A 19,077-nucleotide genomic window follows, 5' to 3' on the forward strand; every position below is an offset into this window, starting at 1 on the left:
TAACAAAAAATTTAATGCCTACTCTTGGAGTAAAGTAACCATGAAAAAAACGCTTCTTGCAACTGCACTTTTTGCGGGTCTAGCCATCACAGGAACAGCAAACGCTTATCAAGCTGAAGTTGGTGGAGGCTATAGCTATTTAGATCCTGACAATGGCAGTGGTGTAAGCCAATTTGGTGTGAATGGCACATACTACTTTAACCCAGTACAAATTCGTAATTCACCATTGGCAGAAGCTGCTTTCTTAGATAAGGCCAGCAATGTAAGTGGTAAGGCAAACTACGGCGATAACAGCGGTACAAAAAATTCGACTTATGGAATTGCAGGTGAATACTACATTCCAAACTCAGAATTTTATGTAGGTGCAGGTGTTGCACGTAATGAATATGAAGTAAAACGCGCAAACATCGACCAAAAAACAACGCTTTATAATGCAGAAGTAGGTTATTTACCTGCACCAGGTTTATTGGTTGCAGTCGGTGTACAAGGCTATGACACCAAAAATGGTGGTGATGGCGCAGACCCAACATTACGTGCAAAATTAATCACGCAATTGGGTACACATGATGTGAACTTAGAAGCACGTGGTGTGTTTGGCAGTGATGAAAACAAACAATACTATGTTGGCGGTGATTATTACATCGATAAAACATTCAGTGTTGGTGCAGACTACACCAAAGATAAATCAATTGATCAAGATCAATGGGGTTTAAAAGCGAAAAAGTTCATTCAACCAAATTTAAGTGTTGATGGCCGTGTTGGCTTTGGTGATGACTATAATACCTATACTGTAGGTGCATCATACCGTTTCTAATTGAAGCTGATTTAAAAAAACCGTGTCCACTGACACGGTTTTTTTTAAACTGATTTTAAATATATCACTTTTAATTGAATCGCGATTCGGCCATTAAACTCATTTTTATCAAGCTCATAAACCAAATGGACTTTAGGTTTTTGTTCAGCAAATTCAAAGCGGTCTTTTGCATTAAATGCAATCGCATCCACTGTCTGTCCTGTGGGTAGTTGCAAAGTCAGCTTCAGGTGTATGTCTTTCAACCAACGCACTTGAGCAATTAAAAACACATCATCAAATACAGGGCGTGGAAAACGTTGTCCCCATGGGCCATAGTCGGCAATCATGTTCACTGTGTTTAAATGGATGTCACTTGCAGGCAATGCACCATCTGTCCAAATCACCGCTTGTAATAATGTTGGGTCTAACGCTGCAACTTTTTCTTCAAATACGCGTTTGAATTCTGCAAAATTTTCTTTAACTAGACTCAACCCTGCCGCTGCTGCATGCCCACCAAAAAAACGGACTAAATGCGGGTATTGCTCTGCCACATTTTCAATTAAGTCACGAACATGTATGCCTTCAACAGAACGTGCTGAACCTTTAATATGTATACCATCTTCATCCGGTGCGAAAACAATGCTTGGACGGTGAAACTGTTCTTTTAAACGCCCTGCTACAATGCCAATTACACCTTGATGCCAATGTGGCTCATACAAGACCAATGCTGCAGGTAAATTGGCTTGATCAATCTCGATCTGATTTAAATAATTTAAAGCATCCTCTTTAATTTCAGTTTCAACACGGCGACGTGCCACATTAAATGCTTGCAACTGCATGGCATAAGAATAGGCCACTTGGTTTTCTTCTGCCAACAGGCATTCAATCCCCACTTGCATGCTGTCCATACGACCTGCCGCATTTAATCGAGGACCCAAAATAAAGCCTAAATCTGATGCTTGCATACTCGCAGGTTCACGGCCAGCTACGTCCATTAGCGCTAAAATACCAGGTCGACATTGACGTTTTTGGATTAATGATACACCAGCCTGAATCAAAATTCGATTGTTATGGTCAAGTGCCGCCACATCAGCATATGTGCCTAATGCCACCAAATCTAAATATTGTGTCATGGCAACAACCGACTTATTTTGCTTCTTTCGATAAGACATTAAATAAGCGAGCACATAAAAAGCCACACCCACGCCTGCCAATGCTTTGCTTTCAAAAGGACAGCCTAGCTGATTGGGATTAACCACAGCTTCTGCTGTAGGTGCAGCTTTTGTGGTTAAATGGTGGTCTGTAATCACCACTTTCATGCCATAGTGCTGTGCTTGCTGCACCCCTTCATGGCTCGAAATTCCATTATCTACTGTAATGAGCAATTGTGGCTGATATAACGATTGCACCAAATCAGAAATCTTTGCTGTGAGCCCATAACCATATTTAAAACGGTCCGGTACAACATAGTCAACGTCTGCACCTAAAGCACGTAATGCCAAGATCATCAGCGCTGTACTTGTTGCACCATCAGCATCGTAATCACCCACAATGACAATTTTTTCATGCTGATCAATGGCATGATCGATGAGCGCAACCGCTTCATCTAACCCTTTTAGCGTTGGCTGTAATAGACGCTTTAATTTAAGCTCTAAATCCGCTATAGAAGACACCGAACGGCGTGCCAAAATATTGGCCATAACTTGCGGCACCCCCAAAAAAGCTTCAGGGTGTGTGAATTGTGGACGCTGTTGTATATGAGGTGCTGACATTTATGGCATCAATCGTTGCAATAACCATTGGTCATCTTTTTTAATGTAGCTTAAACGGTCATGTAAACGGTTTGGTCGCCCTTGCCAAAACTCATATGATGTTGCTTCTATGCGATAGCCGCCCCAAAATTCAGGTTTTTCAATTAAATCTTGACTTGCCATATCATTAGATAATGCCTGAAAACGTGCTTCTAATTCTGCACGATTTGCAACTACACCACTTTGTGGGGTACTAATATGTGCAGCAAGCTGACTTTCTCTTGGACGTTTATGGTAATAAGCTGTTGCTTCTTGTTCACTAATTTTACTGACTTGTCCATGAATTCGAATTTGGCGTTCTAAACTTGGCCAATAAAATAAAATTTCAGCCTGCGCATTGGCGGCTAAATCTAAGCCTTTTTGGCTGTCATAGTTGGTATAAAAGTCATAGCCTGCTGTCGTTGCACCGCGCAGTAACACCGTTCTCACATGTGGATGCCCTTCTGCATCTGCTGTTGCTAAATACATGGCATAAGGTTCATGTAAATCAGATGCTAAAGCATGATTAAACCACAATGTAAACTGATCATGTGGATCTGCTGCCACTTGAGTTTCAAGCAGTTCACCTTGTTCATAACTCAAACGCAATTCACTTAAATCTTTGATAATATCTTTCATGGATTGACCTGATTAGAATAATGACGAATGGCTTCAGCAAGCTGTTCTGCAAGCTGATTGACTTCTTGCTCTTGATCGCCTTCTACCATGACACGAAGTAATGGTTCTGTGCCTGATTTACGAATTAAAATTCGTCCGCGACCTTTTAATTGTTGCTCTGCTTGTTCAAACAATGTGACCAGTTCAGGCACAGTATATGGATCAATCATTTGCTTCAAACGAATGTTGATCAACACCTGTGGAAATAATTTAAAATCTGCAATCAATTCATGCAGTGCTTTATTTTGATAAATCATGACAGCAAGCACTTGCAAGGTTGCAATAATGGCATCACCTGTGGTGCTTTTGTCTAGAGTTAAAATATGGCCTGATGGTTCACCACCAATTGCCCATTTTTGCTCTACTAATTGTTGTAAAACATAACGATCCCCCACTTGGGCACGAACAAATGGGATATTGGCATGTTGTAAAGCCACTTCAAGCGCCATATTACTCATGACTGTACCAACAATTCCTGCCGGTTGTTTTCGCGCTTGTGTAGCAAGAATATATAAAATATGGTCGCCATCAACCAAACGACCTGAACGATCGACCATGACTACACGGTCAGCATCACCATCAAAGGCGACACCTAAATCTGCACCATGTTCAACCACAGCTTGCTGTAGTGATTCAGGATGTGTTGAGCCACATTCTTTATTAATATTTAAACCATTGGGCTCATTGTGAATGGCAATCACTTTGGCACCAAGCTCTCTAAATACGGCTGGTCCAACGTTATATGCTGCACCATGAGCACAGTCCACAACAATGGTCAAATTACGTAAATTAAAATGGTATGGGAAACTTGATTTACAAAATTCGATATAGCGGCCATTGGCATCTTTTACACGTACGCTTTTGCCAAGCTGTGCTGAATCTTCAATCACAATGTCATGCTCTAATTCAGCATTAATTTGATTTTGTAATTCGTCAGGCAGTTTCTTACCTTCTGATGAGAAGAATTTAATGCCATTATCAAAATAAGGATTATGTGATGCAGAAATAACAATGCCTGCATCTGCATGGAGTGCACGAGTTAAATGTGCAATCGCAGGCGTTGGTAATGGACCGAGTAAATGGACATACACCCCTGCTGCATTCAATCCGGCTTGTAATGCAGCCTCTAAAATATACCCTGATAAACGGGTATCTTTCCCCAATACCACCACAGGTTTATGGTTAATATTTTGCTGTTTTAATACTTTCCCCGCAGCAAAGCCAAGTTTTAAAGCAAAATCTGGTGTAATAGGTAACTCACCAAATTTCCCGCGGATACCATCTGTCCCAAAATAACTCATGCATTTCTCATTTATGTACAAATCAGTTAAATCTGCCGATTAAACTATCAGTTTATTTAAAAATTAATTCACTTTACAGAAAAAAGAAAAAACCGTCATCTGTAGACGGTTTTTTCTCATATTTATTTGTAAAGAAGCAATTATCCTAAATGATAATTTGGTGCTTCTTTGGTAATAGTGACATCATGTACATGTGATTCTTTCATGCCTGCTGCCGTAATTTTGACAAATTTTGCATTATGACGTAAATCATCAATGGTTGAAGAACCTGTGTATCCCATAGATGAACGTAAACCACCCATCATTTGATGTAAAATAACACCCATTGGACCTTTATACGGTACACGACCTTCAATCCCTTCAGGTACTAATTTTTCTGCACCCGCTTTCGCATCTTGGAAGTAACGGTCAGCAGAACCTGTTGAGCCTGCCATAGCGCCAAGTGACCCCATACCACGGTATGCTTTATAATAGCGACCTTGGAAAAATTCAACTTCGCCTGGTGCTTCTTCAGTCCCTGCAAGCAATGAACCCACCATGATGGTGCTTGCACCTGCGCCAATCGCTTTCGACATATCGCCTGAAAAACGAATACCGCCATCTGCAATTAATGGAATCTGCTCTTTTAATGCATTTGCTACACTGTCAATTGCTGACATTTGTGGAACGCCAATACCTGCAACAATACGTGTTGTACAGATTGAACCTGGACCAATACCTACTTTTACAGCATCTGCGCCTGCATCTAATAATGCCAATGCTGCATCACCTGTTGCAATATTACCGCCAATCACTTGGACTTGAGGGAAGTTTTTCTTCACCCAATTTACACGCTCAATCACACCTGCTGAATGACCATGTGCAGTATCTACAACGATGACATCTACACCCGCTTCAACCAATGCTTCCACGCGAGATGGTGTTTCAATGCCTGTGCCGACTGCAGCACCTACACGTAAACGACCTAAATGGTCTTTTGAACTGTTTGGATAAGACTCCGCTTTACGGAAGTCAGTCACTGTAATCAAGCCTTTCAATGCATGATGTTCATCCACCACAAGGACTTTTTCAATACGGTGCTTTTGTAGTAACGCTTGAATGTTTTCTTTTGACTCGCCTTCTCGCACAGTGACTAAACGATCTTGCTGGGTCATAATATTACGTACAGGTTGCTCTAAATTGGTTTCAAAGCGAGTATCACGACCTGTCACAATACCAACCACTTTGCCATCTTGAACAACAGGTACACCACTGATGTTATTGGCTTGCGTGATGGCATTTAACTCACGCACAGTGGTGTCTGGTGTAACAGTAATTGGGTCTTTCACCATACCTGCTTCAAATTTCTTCACACGGCGTACTTCTGCAGCTTGGGCTGCAATATCCATATTTTTATGAATAATACCAATACCGCCGTTTTGCGCCATCGCAATTGCCATACGTGCTTCAGTCACTGTATCCATTGCGGCAGACACAAGTGGTACATTCAGTTGGATATCACGTGTTAAACGTGTTTTGAGTGAAACATCTTTTGGAAGGACAGCAGAATAGGCAGGCACTAATAAAACATCATCAAAGGTTAGGGCTTCTTGAATGATGGTTAGCATAACGATCTCATTGATTAATTCCGTGATCTATTATAAACAAATTTTGTCTTAAATTTCATGTCTTGTTATATTTTTTTAAACGATAGATCACATCTCGTGACAAATTTTCAACTAAAAATGCCACCCCAAGATTGATACGCTAGGATGGCATGATCGATTCAAATAAAGTAGTGCTTCACAAGTGCACTGATGCCGACAACCAAGAAAATCACAGCACCGATACGGTGAATGAGCTGAATAGGTAAGTTACCCGCCATTTTATGACCAATGAAAACAGCAGGTGCATTGGCAATCATCATACCAACCGTCGTTCCAATCATCACCATTAAAATACTGTCATATTGAGCAGCAAGTGCCACGGTGGCAATTTGTGTTTTGTCCCCAATTTCTGCAAGAAAGAATAAAATAAAAGTCGCGCCAAAAACCCCAAAACGCTGCCATTTATTAATGTTATCTGCTTCATCATCATCAAGTTTATCTGGAATCAGCATCCATATTGCCATTGCAATAAAGCCCACTGCCAAAATCCATACCATAGTGGTTGGACTGATCACGGTGGTTAGCCACTGGCCAAGGACTGCGGAGATGCCATGATTGATGGTTGTTGCTAATAAGATTGCTGCTAAAATTGGAAGCGGCTGACGGAAGCGTGCTGTGAGGAGTAATGCCAATAATTGTGTTTTGTCACCCATTTCAGCGAGCGCAACAACAGAGACAGAAATCAGAAAAGCATACATCTTATGTTTTCCTTGGCTGGCGTGAAATACCAATGATCTACTCCTCCTGCCAGCCAAAATTTTGCAGAGAAAGTAAATCAAAGGTCTTGCCAACAAAAGAAATTTGGTTCTTTGCTATAATGGCCATGTTCAAGCGAACAAGTATGTTGACCATCATCTATTCACGTGATGTGAATAGCGGCTACTCCCCAATGAAGTTACACTTATTATATAAAAATAAATATATATTGCAATCCCAACCAAAATAGTCAACTTTTAAATATTAGAATTATCTAATATATTTCAATATCTTATAAAAAATAAATACTTTGAAAAATAAAAAAGCCCTGTATAAAACAGGGCTTTTAATGTTACAAGATGTAAAACACTATAATAATAGCGAACGAATGTCTTGTAATAGTTTGGTTAATTTATTGCTAAAACGTGCTGCATCTGCACCATTAATCACACGGTGGTCATAAGACAGTGACAATGGCAACATGAGGCGTGGCTCAAACTCACTTCCATTCCATACAGGTTGCATTGTGGCTGGAGAAATCCCCAAAATAGCAACTTGTGGCCAGTTCACTAGTGGTGTAAAGGCTGTGCCGCCAATACTTCCTAGACTGGTGATGGTAATATTTGCACCTTGTAAATCTTTCGGAGATAACTTCTTCTCACGCGCTTTTTTACTCAGCTCACCCAATTCAATTGCAATTTGCTTAATTGATTTTTGATCTGGGTTACGTAGTACAGGAACAGTTAAGCCATCAGGTGTTGCAACCGCAATCCCCATATGAATCTCATTACGCAGCAAGACTGATTTTTGATCATCAGCAAGGTGCCCTGCAAAGTAAGGTTCTTCTTTTAACAAGTGTGCTAACGCTTTGGCAATAAATGCTAAAATCGTTAAGCTAATACCTTGTTGTTTGAATTGACCTTTCAATTCACCACGCCATGCTTCTAACGCTGTAATATCAGCCAAATCAAACTGTGTTACTTGTGGGATGAAGTTGTTTAACGACAGCTGTGGTATAGAAACCTGCTGTAAACGCGTCAACGGTTTCTCTTCAACACCACCAAATGCAGTAAAATCTGGCAGCTTAGGCAGGCCTGTTGCGGCAGGCTGTGCAGCAGGTGCAGATTTTGTCGAAGCTGGCTGATCATCAGTTAAACGTTTTTTCACATAAGCGAAAACATCGTCTTTCATGATGCGTTCATGCGGGCCTGATGCACTCACTTGAGTGAGGACAACACCAAGTTCACGTGCAAGTTTTCTGACCGCAGGGCCAGCATAAACTTTAGCATTCGCAACTTGCTGTTCTTTCGTCAATTTATCGACTTGGCCTGCTGTAAGCTCAGGGTTCACTGTATCTTTTGCAGCAGGTTTAGCTTCATCAGCTTTTGGCTGTGGTGCTTTTTCTTTTTCAGGTGCCTGAGGCGCAGCTTGATGTTGCGCAGGTGCTTGACCTTCTGCTTCAATCGTAGCAATTTCAACGCCTTCTGTTACATCTTGCCCCACTTTGACATGAATGGCTTTAACCACACCTGCTGCTGTACTTGGCACTTCAACTGTGGCTTTATCTGACTCGACCACCAAAATACTGTCATCTTTGGCAATCGTATCACCAACTTGTACCAAAATCTCAGCCACTGCTGCTTTATCCACCCCAAGGTCAGGCACTTTAATATTAATGGTGCCCGATGCTTCGGAAGATTGTGATTGAGGCTGTGATTTTTCTGCTGAAGCTGGTGTTTCATCTTTCGATGCATGCACAATTTCAATTTTAGCTTGTGGCTCATCTGAAGCGTCATGAGATGCTGTTTTTAATTTAATTAAAACTACACCCTCTTGAACAGTATCGCCTTCTTTAATCTCAATACTTTCAACTTGACCTGCATGTGTGCTTGGCACTTCAACAGTCGCTTTGTCTGATTCAACCACCACAATACTGTCGTTTTCTGCAATCTCATCACCAACTTTCACTAAAATCTCACCAACAGATGCTTTTTCAACACCAATGTCAGGTACTTTAATGTCAATCACTGCTGAACTTGTATTGCCTTTAGGCTGTGCTTTTTCTTCAAGTACAGTGGTGGTTTTTGCAGGTTCAGTCTGTGCTTCAGCTTTACTGTTGTCTTTATCTTGGCTGTCATTTTTTGGCTCAGCAGATGAACCTGATGCCTGACCTGCTTCTTCAAGCTCAATTAAAAGCGTGCCTTGGCTGATTTCATCGCCTTCTTTCACAACAATACGCTTAACCACCCCCGCTGAAGTGCTTGGCACTTCAACAGTGGCTTTATCTGACTCAACGACAATAATGCTATCGTTTTCTGCAATCTCATCGCCAACTTGAACGAGGATTTCAGACACGGTTGCATGATCTACGCCGATATCCGGTGTTTTAATTTCCATACTGTTAGTCCTTCTCACCCGATTGCTCTTGGTATTCAGCCACTGCCTGTACTTCAGGATACGTTTGCGGCGCCCATGCAACAGGACGATCTGTATCGAGTTCAAATGATGAAATGGCATCTTTGACTAAGCGATTATCAACTTCGCCTTCATCTGCCAATTTTTTCAATGTCGCAACCACAATATGTGCTGCATCAACACCAAAGTAGCTGCGTAAGTTTGCACGTGTATCTGAACGACCAAAACCATCTGTTCCTAATGTGACATAAGGACGATTGTCTGGAAGATACGCACGAATTTGTTCACTATACGCACGCATATGGTCTGTTGTTGATACTACAATACCATCTGTTGGTCTAAGTAATTGCGATACCCAAGACTCTTTGGTCGTTTCAGCCAATGGATGTAAGCGATTGTATTCTTCACACACCATACCATCACGCGCAAGCTCATTGAAGCTGGTCACACTCCATACATTTGAATGGATTTGATATTCTTCACGTAAGATGGCAGCAGCTTTAATGACTTCACGTAAAATCACACCCGAACCAAGCAGCTGTACTGTGGCTTTATCATCTTTTTCAAGCAAGTACATACCGCGTTTAATGCCTTCTTCAGCACCTTCAGGGATTGCATGGTGTTCGTAGTTTTCATTCATGAGCGTTAAGTAATAAAACACGCGCTCTTGATTGGTATACATACGTTTTAAACCATCATGCATAATCACAGCAAGCTCATAACCAAAGCATGGATCATAAGCCACACAGTTTGGAATGGTGCTGGCTAAAATATGCGAATGACCATCTTGGTGTTGTAAACCTTCACCATTTAATGTAGTACGACCTGCTGTTGCGCCAAATAAGAAACCTTGTGCTTGCGCATCACCTGCAGCCCATGCAATGTCACCAATACGTTGGAAACCAAACATTGAGTAATACATATACATCGGGATCATTGGCAAGTCATTGGTTGAATAACTGGTTGCCAATGCAGCCCAAGCACTCATTGCACCGGCTTCATTAATCCCTTCTTGTAACATATGACCATCTTTTGCTTCACGATAGTTCATGAGCTGTTCTTGGTCTTCTGGGGTATAATTTTGCCCATGTGCAGCGTAAATACCAAGCTGACGGAACATACCCTCTAAACCAAAGGTACGTGCTTCATCAGGTACAATTGGTACAACATGGTCTTTTAAGCCTTTCTCTTTGAGTAAAGCTGAAATTAGACGCACAGCAACCATTGTAGTCGATTGCTCTTTACCATTACTGCCTTTAAGCACTGCATCAAATACTGATAACTCAGGAATTGGTAGCGTTTTGCTTTCTTTACGGCGTGCAGGTAAATAGCCACCTAATGACTCACGGCGTGCTTTTAAATATTTCATTTCAGGTGAGTTTTCGCTTGGGCGATAGAATGGCAATTCACCAAGCTGGTCATCTGAGAATGGTAAGTTAAAACGATTTCTAAAGTATTTCAGCGATTCAAGCTGCATCTTTTTGATTTGATGCGTTTTATTGACTGCTTCAATTTCATCAGACAAGCCATAACCTTTCACAGTTTTCGCTAAAATCACTGTTGGCTGACCATTACTTTTGGTTGCTGCGGCATATGCTGCATACACTTTATATGGGTCATGACCACCACGTTTTAAATTATCGATGTCTTCATCACTTAAATCTTTCACTAATGCTTCTGATTCAGGATAACGTCCAAAGAATTTTTCACGTGTATAAGCGCCACCTTTTACTTGATAACGTTGATAGTCGCCATCAACAGTTTCATCCATACAAGCACGTAACGCGCCTGATTCATCTTTTGCAAGCAATGGGTCCCACTGACGGCCCCAAACCACTTTAATGACACGCCAACCTGCACCACGGAATAAAGACTCTAATTCTTGGATAATTTTGCCATTACCACGAACTGGACCATCTAGACGCTGTAAATTACAGTTGACCACCCAAATAAGGTTATCTAACTTTTCACGACCTGCCAAAGAAATCGCACCTAAGCTTTCTGGCTCATCCATTTCCCCATCGCCAAGGTATGCCCAAACTTTACGATCTTCTTCTTTAATTAAGCGACGGTTCATCAAGTACTTTTGAATGTGTGCTTGATAAATAGACATGATTGGGCCAAGACCCATAGATACTGTTGGGAACTGCCAATAATCTGGCATGAGATACGGGTGTGGATAGCTTGGTAAACCATTGCCGTTCACTTCACGGCGGAAGTTGCTTAACTGCTCTTCAGTCAAACGTCCTTCTAAGAAAGAACGTGCATAAATACCTGGCGCACAGTGACCTTGGTAGTAAATCATATCCCCGCCAAACTGATCGTTATTGGCACGGAAGAAATGGTTAAAACCGACATCATAAAGTGTTGCTGATGAAGCAAAGCTGGCTAAGTGTCCACCTAAATCATCACCTGTTTTATTGGCACGCAGTACCATTGCTAAAGCATTCCAACGAATTAACGCACGAATACGGCGTTCCATATCTGTATCGCCTGGCATAGCAGGTTGTTCTTCTACAGAAATTGTATTGAGATATGGCGTATTGAGGCGCTGTACAGGGACATGTTTAGCAATTGCTTGCTGGTATAACTTCTCTAGCAAAAACGCAGCTCGATCTGTACCCATATGCTTTAAAACGGAGTCAAAGGCGTCTTGCCATTCTTGGGTTTCTTGTGCGTCGGAATCACCATAATACGCCATATTTCACCTTTCCTTAATCGTTATCGATAGCCACACGTAGTTTTACCATGTTTTCACAGCAATGCGTAATGGCTACTTTAAAATACAACACCATTTCAACATTTATTAAATAAATATTGGTTTATTTTTAAACAAATTTAACAGAAAAAAATCGCCAAATTGGCGATTTCATCACACACGACACAATCTTTGTTTTAAGCAAACAGATTATGGTTATAAAAGCACAATAATCTATGGCAACATTGCTAAATAAGTGCTTGGATTTTTGCGTTTTCCATCTGCAACAATTTCATAATGTAAATGCGCGCCTGTGCAGCGACCAGTACAACCTACTTTGGCAATTTCAGTGCCGGCTTGGATACGATCACCCACTTTCACCAAAATACGAGAAGCATGTCCATAACGTGTCAGATAGCCATTGCCATGGTTAATTTCAACCAATTGACCATAGCCTGTCACCCAACCTGAACGAACTACAATGCCTGAGCCGGAAGCATAAATTGATGTGCCTGTTGGTGCTGCCAAATCAATGCCTGTATGACCTTCTTTTTTACCAAACATGATACGCTCACCAAAATGAGAACTCACGCGTACAGCATCTGGTAATGGATTCTTGGTCAACCATGACATGATCCCATTACTAGAGGTTGTATATTTCTTGGTGGCTGTTAAGGTCTGTTCAGTCGTATTACTTTTTGTATTTCTAAGTGTAATGTTTGTTGTTCTTTCAGTAGAAACACGTCCATTCTCTTGCTCATCATATGAGCCAGCTGATAGTGTTTTAGTTAAGCGATCTACAGAGATCTCTCTAGGCTGGCTATTTGTTGTTTCAATTAAATCAGCAAAGCTTGCTGTAGAAACAAACAAAGACAGTGCTGCGAACAAGATACGTTGCATAAAAACCTCTAAGTCATGATGAACCCAGTTTAAATGATGTCATGCCTTGTTTGATGATGTATAAGCACTTAATATGCATTTGCACATATCAGAGGTGATTTATGTCTCATCTAACGCGCTTTTTTCAAAATAACCACCAAGATAAAAAATCAGGTCAAGTTAAATCACTGACACAGCATGTTTTATATTGGCAAAAGCTGACAAAACTCATTCAACCGCTGTTGCCACAACCAGAAAATTGGCAAGTGGCTTGTTATCAATATGGTGTTTTAACACTGACAGGTGAGAACCAGGCCATGGTGAGCCAACTCGGTTATCTGCAAAAACACTATATTGAAAAAATATCACAACTGAGTGAGTTCAGAGAACTCCAAAAGATTCATGTTCGAGTCAGAGAGTCTGCAACAAAGCCACCGATTTCAAAGACATCTAAAGCACTTCCTGCAGATGCACAGCAAATGTTAGAACATGCAGCTCAGCTTGTGAATGACCCTAAGCTTAGCCAAGCTATACAGCGTTTTGCAAGCATTAAAAAACACAGCGATGAAAATGAAAGATAATTCTTCTCATTATCACAGGCTATATTTTATTTTCAGTCTAAATGAAAGAAAAAACAGTCATTTAATTTTAAAGAGTTAGCTCACTTCGACATACGGAATTGGGCAACTGCCCATGTCATTAAATGTTACAATTTCATAGTTTGATGGGTCTGCATAAACATTGCGTAACAATTGGTTATTCAATGCGTGACCAGATTTATATGCATCAAATTTGGCAATAATCTGATGGCCAAGTAAATACAGATCGCCAACAGCATCTAAAATTTTATGACGAACAAATTCATCGCTATAACGCAGACCTTCTTCATTTACAACCCCAGTGTCATCAACACCAATTGCATTCTCTAAGCTTGCACCTAAAGCCAAGTTATTGGCTTTTAGAAAATCCAAATCTTTCATAAAACCAAAGGTACGAGCATCGCTAACCTCATACACAAATGTTTCAGTTGAAAAATCAATAGTGGCAGATTGATGCTCTTTGGCAATTGCAGGATGATTAAAATCTATGGTGAAGTTCAGCTGAAAGCCTTGATGCGGTGTAAAGATGGCTTTTTTGTCATCAATGTAAGCTTCTACAGGTTTTAAAATTTTGATGAATTTTTTTGCAGCATCTTGCTCAACCAAGCCGCCTTGCATGAGCAAGTAAATAAATGGCCCTGCACTCCCATCCATAATCGGCACTTCTGAGGCAGAGACTTCAATAATTAAATTATCAATGCCAAGCGCTGCAATCGCACTCATGACATGCTCAATGGTGCCGACTTTGACTTGGTCTTTAATTAAATTTGAACACATGAATGCTTCTTGAATGAGCATGGCATCTGCTGGCAAGTCAATATGTGGCTCAATATCAATACGACGGAAAACAATGCCCGAATTGACCGTATGCGGTACAAAATTAATCATGACTTTTTGTCCGCTATGCAAGCCAATGCCACTGGCTTTAACAACACGTCTAAGGGTACGTTGCTTTAACATCTATACTCATATTCCGCCTATCAAACCGCTATACGTTAGCACATTTAGCCATTGATAAAAAACAAAAAAGGTAGGTTAACAACCTACCTTTTTTTAGATGATGAGTATTGAATTAATCAATATCACTTACCTTGTTGTTTTTTAAGGTATTCTTGAATACTCATCGGACTTGGTCTTGAATTTGTAGCATTTTTTTCTGTGCCTGTCGAAGCAGAATCATCGGCTATACCTTGACGCTGAATGGCAGGAACATCATCATCACTGCCTGATGCAACAGATTGTTGGACTGCATTTTGCTGCGCTGCTTTGTGCACAGCCACTTTAGATGGACGTGCTTCTTGGGTATTTGAATTACGTGTTAAGCCTGTTGCAATCACCGTCACACGGATTTCATCACGCGCATCTGGATCAAAGACTGTACCGAAGAAAACTTCACCTTCGTCCAAATCTACAATTTGGTTAACCACGTCAGTGATGATTTGTGTTTCGCGTAAGGTCACATCATTACCGCCTGTGATGTTAATTAACACCCCTTTGGCATTCATGATATTCACATTATCAAGTAGTGGACTACGAATCGCTAAGCGTGCTGCTTCTTCTGCACGATCTGGTCCTGAGCTTTTACCTTCACCCATCATGGCATAACCACGAGTGCTCATCGCTGTTTTTAAATCGGCGAAGTCAAGGTTGATATGTCCTGGTCGAACCACTAAATCAAAGATACTTCTTACTGCGCTTAGCAATACATCATCAGCTTTACGATATGCATCTTGCATTGAGATGTCGCCATAGACATTCAATAATCGCTCGTTTGGAATAATAATCAGCGAGTCTACAAATTGTTCTAGCGCTTCAATGCCTTTTTCAGCTGATTTTTGACGGCGACGACCTTCAAAATTAAACGGTGTTGTAACCACGCCAACAGTAAGCAGTCCCATTTCTTTGGCAATTTCTGCAACCACAGGTGCTGCACCAGTACCCGTACCACCGCCCATGCCCGCAGTCACAAATACCATATCTGCACCTTCTAGGTGCTGGCGAATTTGTTCACGGCTTTCTTCTGCAGCAATTTGTCCAACTTCTGGATTTGCACCTGCGCCTAAACCACGGGTACTTTGTTCACCAAGCTGGATTTTAAACGGCGCATTCATACGATCAAGCGCTTGTTTGTCTGTATTAGCACATACAAATTTAACGCCTTTGATATCTGATTGCACCATGTGCTGCACAGCATTTCCGCCGCCGCCACCAACACCAAATACAGTGAAACGGGCTTGACCGTTACCTTCAGTTTGTTCGTCTTCTAAAAATTCAAATGAGGCCATGACCTTGAATGTTCCTAATGTTTTTGGCAGTGACTTAAGCCCGTATGCTGCCTTATCTTTCGAATAAAAATTTAAATTACTTTAAGCATGAAGCGATCAGGTGAGTTTTGTCAAGTATCACTCTAACCACTTACAACAATTCAACACGATTCGCATAATTAAAACTAAAAAATCGTTTTAAGTGTATTATTTAAGCTATTCCATCCACGCTTTAAACGTCCAACCAAGGTTTGTGGTGCTGCATTTGCATCAATATCCACCGTTTCTGATGGCTCTTTTTGGCTATACAGCAAAAGCCCAGCAGCCGTTGCATATTGCGAACGCCGAAGAATCGGCAATAAGGCATCTTTTGCCGTAATTTGGATAGGTATATTGCCTAGATGAGCAGATACACCAAAGAAATTCCGCGCAAAACTTACCATGCCTTCAATTTGACAAGAGCTCCCTGTGAGTACCACACCGTGGTATAGCCCATGTAATGCACCTGTTTCTTCTAAATCATAACGAATTTTCATCATAATTTCTTCATAACGTGCAATGATAATTTCACTCAATTCTATACGGCTGATGGTTTGTGGCCCTTCAATGCCTTGTACTTGCACCATATGGTCAGGTTTAACTGATTTAAGGTCAATACAGCCATGCAAAACTTTTAAACGCTCAGCTTCTTCTGTGGTGGTCTGTAACACTGTTGCAATGTCACGTGTCACGTTTTCACCACCTAAAGTATAGGTCTTGGTGAGCGCCAAACGTCCATCAAGATAAACAGCTATATTGGTCGTTCCTGCACCAATATCAATTAAACAAACACCATAGTCTTTTTCATCTTGTAATAGACTGGCTTCAGCAGTTGCTAAACATGACACCACCATGCTTTCAACACCTAAGTTTGAGCCTTTCATGGCACGGTCTAGGTTTTGCATGGTGCTGATCGGCAACATCATCAATTGATAATGTCCAGAAATACTGTGTGCCGACATACCCACAGGGTTAATGACCCATTCATCCGAATTATTATTTAATTCAAAGCCCAATGGCACAGCACTGGCCAAGTAGTAATCTGTTGCAATATGTTCTTTTTTTGCTTGCTCTAATACTGTAACCACTTCACTTGTTGTAATACTTTGTTGTGAGTTAATCACTGATGTTTTGCCTACAGCATAAAAACTTTTTAAATCTGTGCTTGGAATAGATACCCACGCTGAGTGTACACGACATTCAGCCATATTCTCTGCTTCAGAAATTGCATTTTTAATCGCAGATATAACTTTGTCTAGGCTGATAATTTTTCCTTTACTCATGCCACGATTGAGCGCGGTTGCCATACCCACCACTTCAATATGGTCAGCAGCATGGACTTTACCAATCAATACAGAGATTTTATGTGTTCCGATATCTATCGCTACCACTGAAGGAACAACTTCATTCATTACCTAATACCATCGACTTATCGTTTAATTATGGCTCATCGCCTGTTCTTTATACTTAAAAACCATATATTATGGCTTTGCTGGTGCATTTCCTGCAATAGCTGATTCATTATTCGTTACAACAAACTGCCCATGTGACACTGGTGGCACGCCTTTCCATTGAATAGACAATCCATTACGATAACGTAAATCAACAGTCGCAATTTGTCCCCACACTGGGTTCAAATCTCGCCCTGCCAATTGGCTTAGACGTTGTAATTTACTCATGGTTTGATCTTGATCAGCAATAATGCGTAATCCAGTATCAAATTGCATAAACCAAGTCATTCGCTCTGTAAGATACAGCTCTTTCAAATGTAAACCAAATGGTTTAAAAAGCTGATTAATCTCATTATAGCGACGCATCATCATTTGTGATTGATTGGCAGGACCATGTAATAACGGTAAATTGGCATGGTTTTGAGCAACCGCCTCTTTAAATACTAAACCACTGTCACTTAACAATCGCCCTGTTCCCCAACGTGCAATAGCATGCTTAGGAATCACGCGAATACGAATTTGATCTGGCCAAGCTCGTGAAATCACGACTTTATCCACCCATGACATTTCTAATGTTCGGTCGCGAATTAAGCCTAAATCTGCAGTAAAATAATTATTTTGTACCACAGGCTGAACATACGCTTTAATTTGTTGTTGTTCTGCTGCAGATTGTGTACCGACGACATCAAGATGCACTGCACGTGCATCTGTCATGACTTTGTATAACCCATATAGTCCTAAAATAGCAACGCATGTTGCAAATACAAGCAGCAACCACCCACCGACATTCATCAGCTTGTCTTTTACTGTGGCTGGTCGATCATGAATCGATGTCACTGCGGCCGTACGTGGTTTACGGCGCATTGATGCTGGCAATTGCGACATAAATTAGTGAGCCGTTTTGGTCAGAGTTTGTTCTAGAATTTCTAAGCATAAGCGATCAAAGCTATAGCCAATCGCTTGCGCTGCCTTTGGAACAAGTGAATGACTGGTCATACCTGGTACTGTATTGACTTCAAGCAACCAAAAAGTGCCGTTTTCATCTTGCATGGCATCAATACGTCCCCAACCTTCTGCACCAACAGCATGAAAAGCGCGTAAAGTCAGTGCTTTAAGCTGTGCTTCATCTTCATCTGACAATCCACTTGGAATACCATATTCAACATCATTACGCTGATATTTTGCATCATAGTCGTAAAATGCAACATCTTTTGGTGGTTGCAAACGAATCACAGGCAATGCTTCACCATTCAATACCACAATAGTGTATTCCTTACCTGTAATCCATTTTTCTGCCATCACCACATCATCTAAAGCAATGGCTTTTTCAATGGCTGCAGCCAAGTCTTCTACACGCTCAACTTTACTCATACCAATACTTGAACCTTCATGCACAGGCTTGATAATGAGCGGTAAACCCAATTCAGCAACAACCTGTTCAGGATCTGAATCTTGAGTCACTATGCGGTAAGGTGCTGTTGGTAAATCACTACCTTGCCAAATTTGTTTGGTTTTAATTTTATCCATACCAATGGCAGAGCCCTGCACACCTGTACCGGTATAAGGTACTTTAAACCATTCAAGTAAACCTTGAATTTGACCATCTTCACCGCCTCGACCATGCAATACAATAAAAACACGGTCATACTGCTGTAACTCAGCAATTGGGCGCTGCTGTGGATCAAATGCTTCTGCTTGAACACCTGAACGAATTAATGAGTCAAATACAGCTTGACCACTGTCTAATGACACTTGGCGTTCTGCAGAATGACCGCCGAACAATACTGCTACTTTTCCAAACTTTTGCATAGATGACACCTTATTCTTT

Annotated in this window: 15 protein-coding genes and 1 riboswitch; of the genes, 2 read left to right on the plus strand and 13 right to left on the minus strand. The window is 41.0% G+C overall.

Features of this window, described 5'->3' with window-relative positions:
• The first annotated feature begins 40 nt into the window (after window positions 1-40).
• Entirely contained in the window at window positions 41-814 is a 774-nt protein-coding gene (locus CFY84_RS07490; protein WP_088823600.1) for a putative porin, read from the plus strand.
• Between the two features lie 44 nt (window positions 815-858).
• On the opposite strand, the gene recJ is transcribed toward CFY84_RS07490, so the two are convergent.
• The 8 genes from recJ to CFY84_RS07530 form a co-directional block, all read right to left on the minus strand.
• Entirely contained in the window at window positions 859-2,565 is a 1,707-nt protein-coding gene (gene recJ / locus CFY84_RS07495; RefSeq protein WP_088823601.1) for a single-stranded-DNA-specific exonuclease RecJ, read from the minus strand.
• On the minus strand, window positions 2,566-3,222 hold the full coding sequence (gene pdxH, locus CFY84_RS07500) for a pyridoxamine 5'-phosphate oxidase (protein ID WP_088823602.1): 657 nt from the start codon (window positions 3,220-3,222) through the stop codon (window positions 2,566-2,568).
• Complete coding sequence (gene glmM / locus CFY84_RS07505; protein ID WP_088823603.1) at window positions 3,219-4,562, minus strand: phosphoglucosamine mutase; 1,344 nt, start codon at window positions 4,560-4,562, stop codon at window positions 3,219-3,221. Before glmM ends, pdxH begins: the two co-directional genes overlap by 4 nt.
• A gap of 140 nt (window positions 4,563-4,702) precedes the next feature.
• On the minus strand, window positions 4,703-6,169 hold the full coding sequence (gene guaB / locus CFY84_RS07510; RefSeq protein ID WP_088823604.1) for an IMP dehydrogenase: 1,467 nt from the start codon (window positions 6,167-6,169) through the stop codon (window positions 4,703-4,705).
• A gap of 158 nt (window positions 6,170-6,327) precedes the next feature.
• Window positions 6,328-6,906 carry a TMEM165/GDT1 family protein gene (locus CFY84_RS07515; protein ID WP_088823605.1) on the minus strand — a complete coding sequence of 193 codons (579 nt, stop codon included), beginning with the start codon at window positions 6,904-6,906 and terminating at the stop codon, window positions 6,328-6,330.
• Window positions 6,907-6,981: 75 nt separating this feature from the next.
• Window positions 6,982-7,108, minus strand: a riboswitch (yybP-ykoY riboswitch).
• A gap of 165 nt (window positions 7,109-7,273) precedes the next feature.
• Window positions 7,274-9,301 carry a 2-oxo acid dehydrogenase subunit E2 gene (locus CFY84_RS07520; protein ID WP_088823606.1) on the minus strand — a complete coding sequence of 676 codons (2,028 nt, stop codon included), beginning with the start codon at window positions 9,299-9,301 and terminating at the stop codon, window positions 7,274-7,276.
• Window positions 9,302-9,305: 4 nt separating this feature from the next.
• The gene (gene aceE, locus CFY84_RS07525) at window positions 9,306-12,020 is read right to left on the minus strand and encodes a pyruvate dehydrogenase (acetyl-transferring), homodimeric type (RefSeq protein ID WP_088823607.1); all 2,715 of its coding nucleotides are present in this window, start codon (window positions 12,018-12,020) and stop codon (window positions 9,306-9,308) included.
• Window positions 12,021-12,251: 231 nt separating this feature from the next.
• On the minus strand, window positions 12,252-12,917 hold the full coding sequence (locus CFY84_RS07530; protein ID WP_088823608.1) for a M23 family metallopeptidase: 666 nt from the start codon (window positions 12,915-12,917) through the stop codon (window positions 12,252-12,254).
• A gap of 101 nt (window positions 12,918-13,018) precedes the next feature.
• On the opposite strand from CFY84_RS07530, the gene CFY84_RS07535 reads away from it, so the two are divergent.
• A complete protein-coding gene (locus CFY84_RS07535; protein ID WP_088823609.1) occupies window positions 13,019-13,477 on the plus strand; it encodes a DUF721 domain-containing protein in 459 nt (152 codons plus the stop codon).
• Between the two features lie 75 nt (window positions 13,478-13,552).
• Here CFY84_RS07535 and lpxC read toward each other — a convergent pair whose 3' ends face one another.
• From lpxC to CFY84_RS07560, 5 genes are all read right to left on the minus strand, one after another.
• Entirely contained in the window at window positions 13,553-14,455 is a 903-nt protein-coding gene (lpxC, locus tag CFY84_RS07540) for a UDP-3-O-acyl-N-acetylglucosamine deacetylase (protein WP_088823610.1), read from the minus strand.
• A gap of 122 nt (window positions 14,456-14,577) precedes the next feature.
• Complete coding sequence (gene ftsZ, locus CFY84_RS07545; RefSeq protein WP_088823611.1) at window positions 14,578-15,780, minus strand: cell division protein FtsZ; 1,203 nt, start codon at window positions 15,778-15,780, stop codon at window positions 14,578-14,580.
• A gap of 164 nt (window positions 15,781-15,944) precedes the next feature.
• Complete coding sequence (gene ftsA, locus CFY84_RS07550) at window positions 15,945-17,210, minus strand: cell division protein FtsA (protein WP_088823612.1); 1,266 nt, start codon at window positions 17,208-17,210, stop codon at window positions 15,945-15,947.
• A gap of 69 nt (window positions 17,211-17,279) precedes the next feature.
• On the minus strand, window positions 17,280-18,134 hold the full coding sequence (locus tag CFY84_RS07555) for a cell division protein FtsQ/DivIB (RefSeq protein ID WP_088823613.1): 855 nt from the start codon (window positions 18,132-18,134) through the stop codon (window positions 17,280-17,282).
• 3 nt (window positions 18,135-18,137) lie between these two features.
• The gene (locus CFY84_RS07560) at window positions 18,138-19,067 is read right to left on the minus strand and encodes a D-alanine--D-alanine ligase (protein WP_088823614.1); all 930 of its coding nucleotides are present in this window, start codon (window positions 19,065-19,067) and stop codon (window positions 18,138-18,140) included.
• Between the last annotated feature and the right edge of the window lie 10 nt (window positions 19,068-19,077).

Source organism: Acinetobacter apis, assembly GCF_900197575.1.
Classification (GTDB): domain Bacteria; phylum Pseudomonadota; class Gammaproteobacteria; order Pseudomonadales; family Moraxellaceae; genus Acinetobacter; species Acinetobacter apis.

Bases quoted from the DNA above. Each gene is read 5' to 3' on its own strand.
- CFY84_RS07490 (WP_088823600.1), top strand. From the start codon at position 41: ATGAAAAAAACGCTTCTTGCAACTGCACTTTTTGCGGGTCTAGCCATC.
- recJ (WP_088823601.1), bottom strand. From the start codon at position 2,565: ATGTCAGCACCTCATATACAACAGCGTCCACAATTCACACACCCTGAA.
- pdxH (WP_088823602.1), bottom strand. From the start codon at position 3,222: ATGAAAGATATTATCAAAGATTTAAGTGAATTGCGTTTGAGTTATGAA.
- glmM (WP_088823603.1), bottom strand. From the start codon at position 4,562: ATGAGTTATTTTGGGACAGATGGTATCCGCGGGAAATTTGGTGAGTTA.
- guaB (WP_088823604.1), bottom strand. From the start codon at position 6,169: ATGCTAACCATCATTCAAGAAGCCCTAACCTTTGATGATGTTTTATTA.
- CFY84_RS07515 (WP_088823605.1), bottom strand. From the start codon at position 6,906: ATGTATGCTTTTCTGATTTCTGTCTCTGTTGTTGCGCTCGCTGAAATG.
- CFY84_RS07520 (WP_088823606.1), bottom strand. From the start codon at position 9,301: ATGGAAATTAAAACACCGGATATCGGCGTAGATCATGCAACCGTGTCT.
- aceE (WP_088823607.1), bottom strand. From the start codon at position 12,020: ATGGCGTATTATGGTGATTCCGACGCACAAGAAACCCAAGAATGGCAA.
- CFY84_RS07530 (WP_088823608.1), bottom strand. From the start codon at position 12,917: ATGCAACGTATCTTGTTCGCAGCACTGTCTTTGTTTGTTTCTACAGCA.
- CFY84_RS07535 (WP_088823609.1), top strand. From the start codon at position 13,019: ATGTCTCATCTAACGCGCTTTTTTCAAAATAACCACCAAGATAAAAAA.
- lpxC (WP_088823610.1), bottom strand. From the start codon at position 14,455: ATGTTAAAGCAACGTACCCTTAGACGTGTTGTTAAAGCCAGTGGCATT.
- ftsZ (WP_088823611.1), bottom strand. From the start codon at position 15,780: ATGGCCTCATTTGAATTTTTAGAAGACGAACAAACTGAAGGTAACGGT.
- ftsA (WP_088823612.1), bottom strand. From the start codon at position 17,210: ATGAATGAAGTTGTTCCTTCAGTGGTAGCGATAGATATCGGAACACAT.
- CFY84_RS07555 (WP_088823613.1), bottom strand. From the start codon at position 18,134: ATGTCGCAATTGCCAGCATCAATGCGCCGTAAACCACGTACGGCCGCA.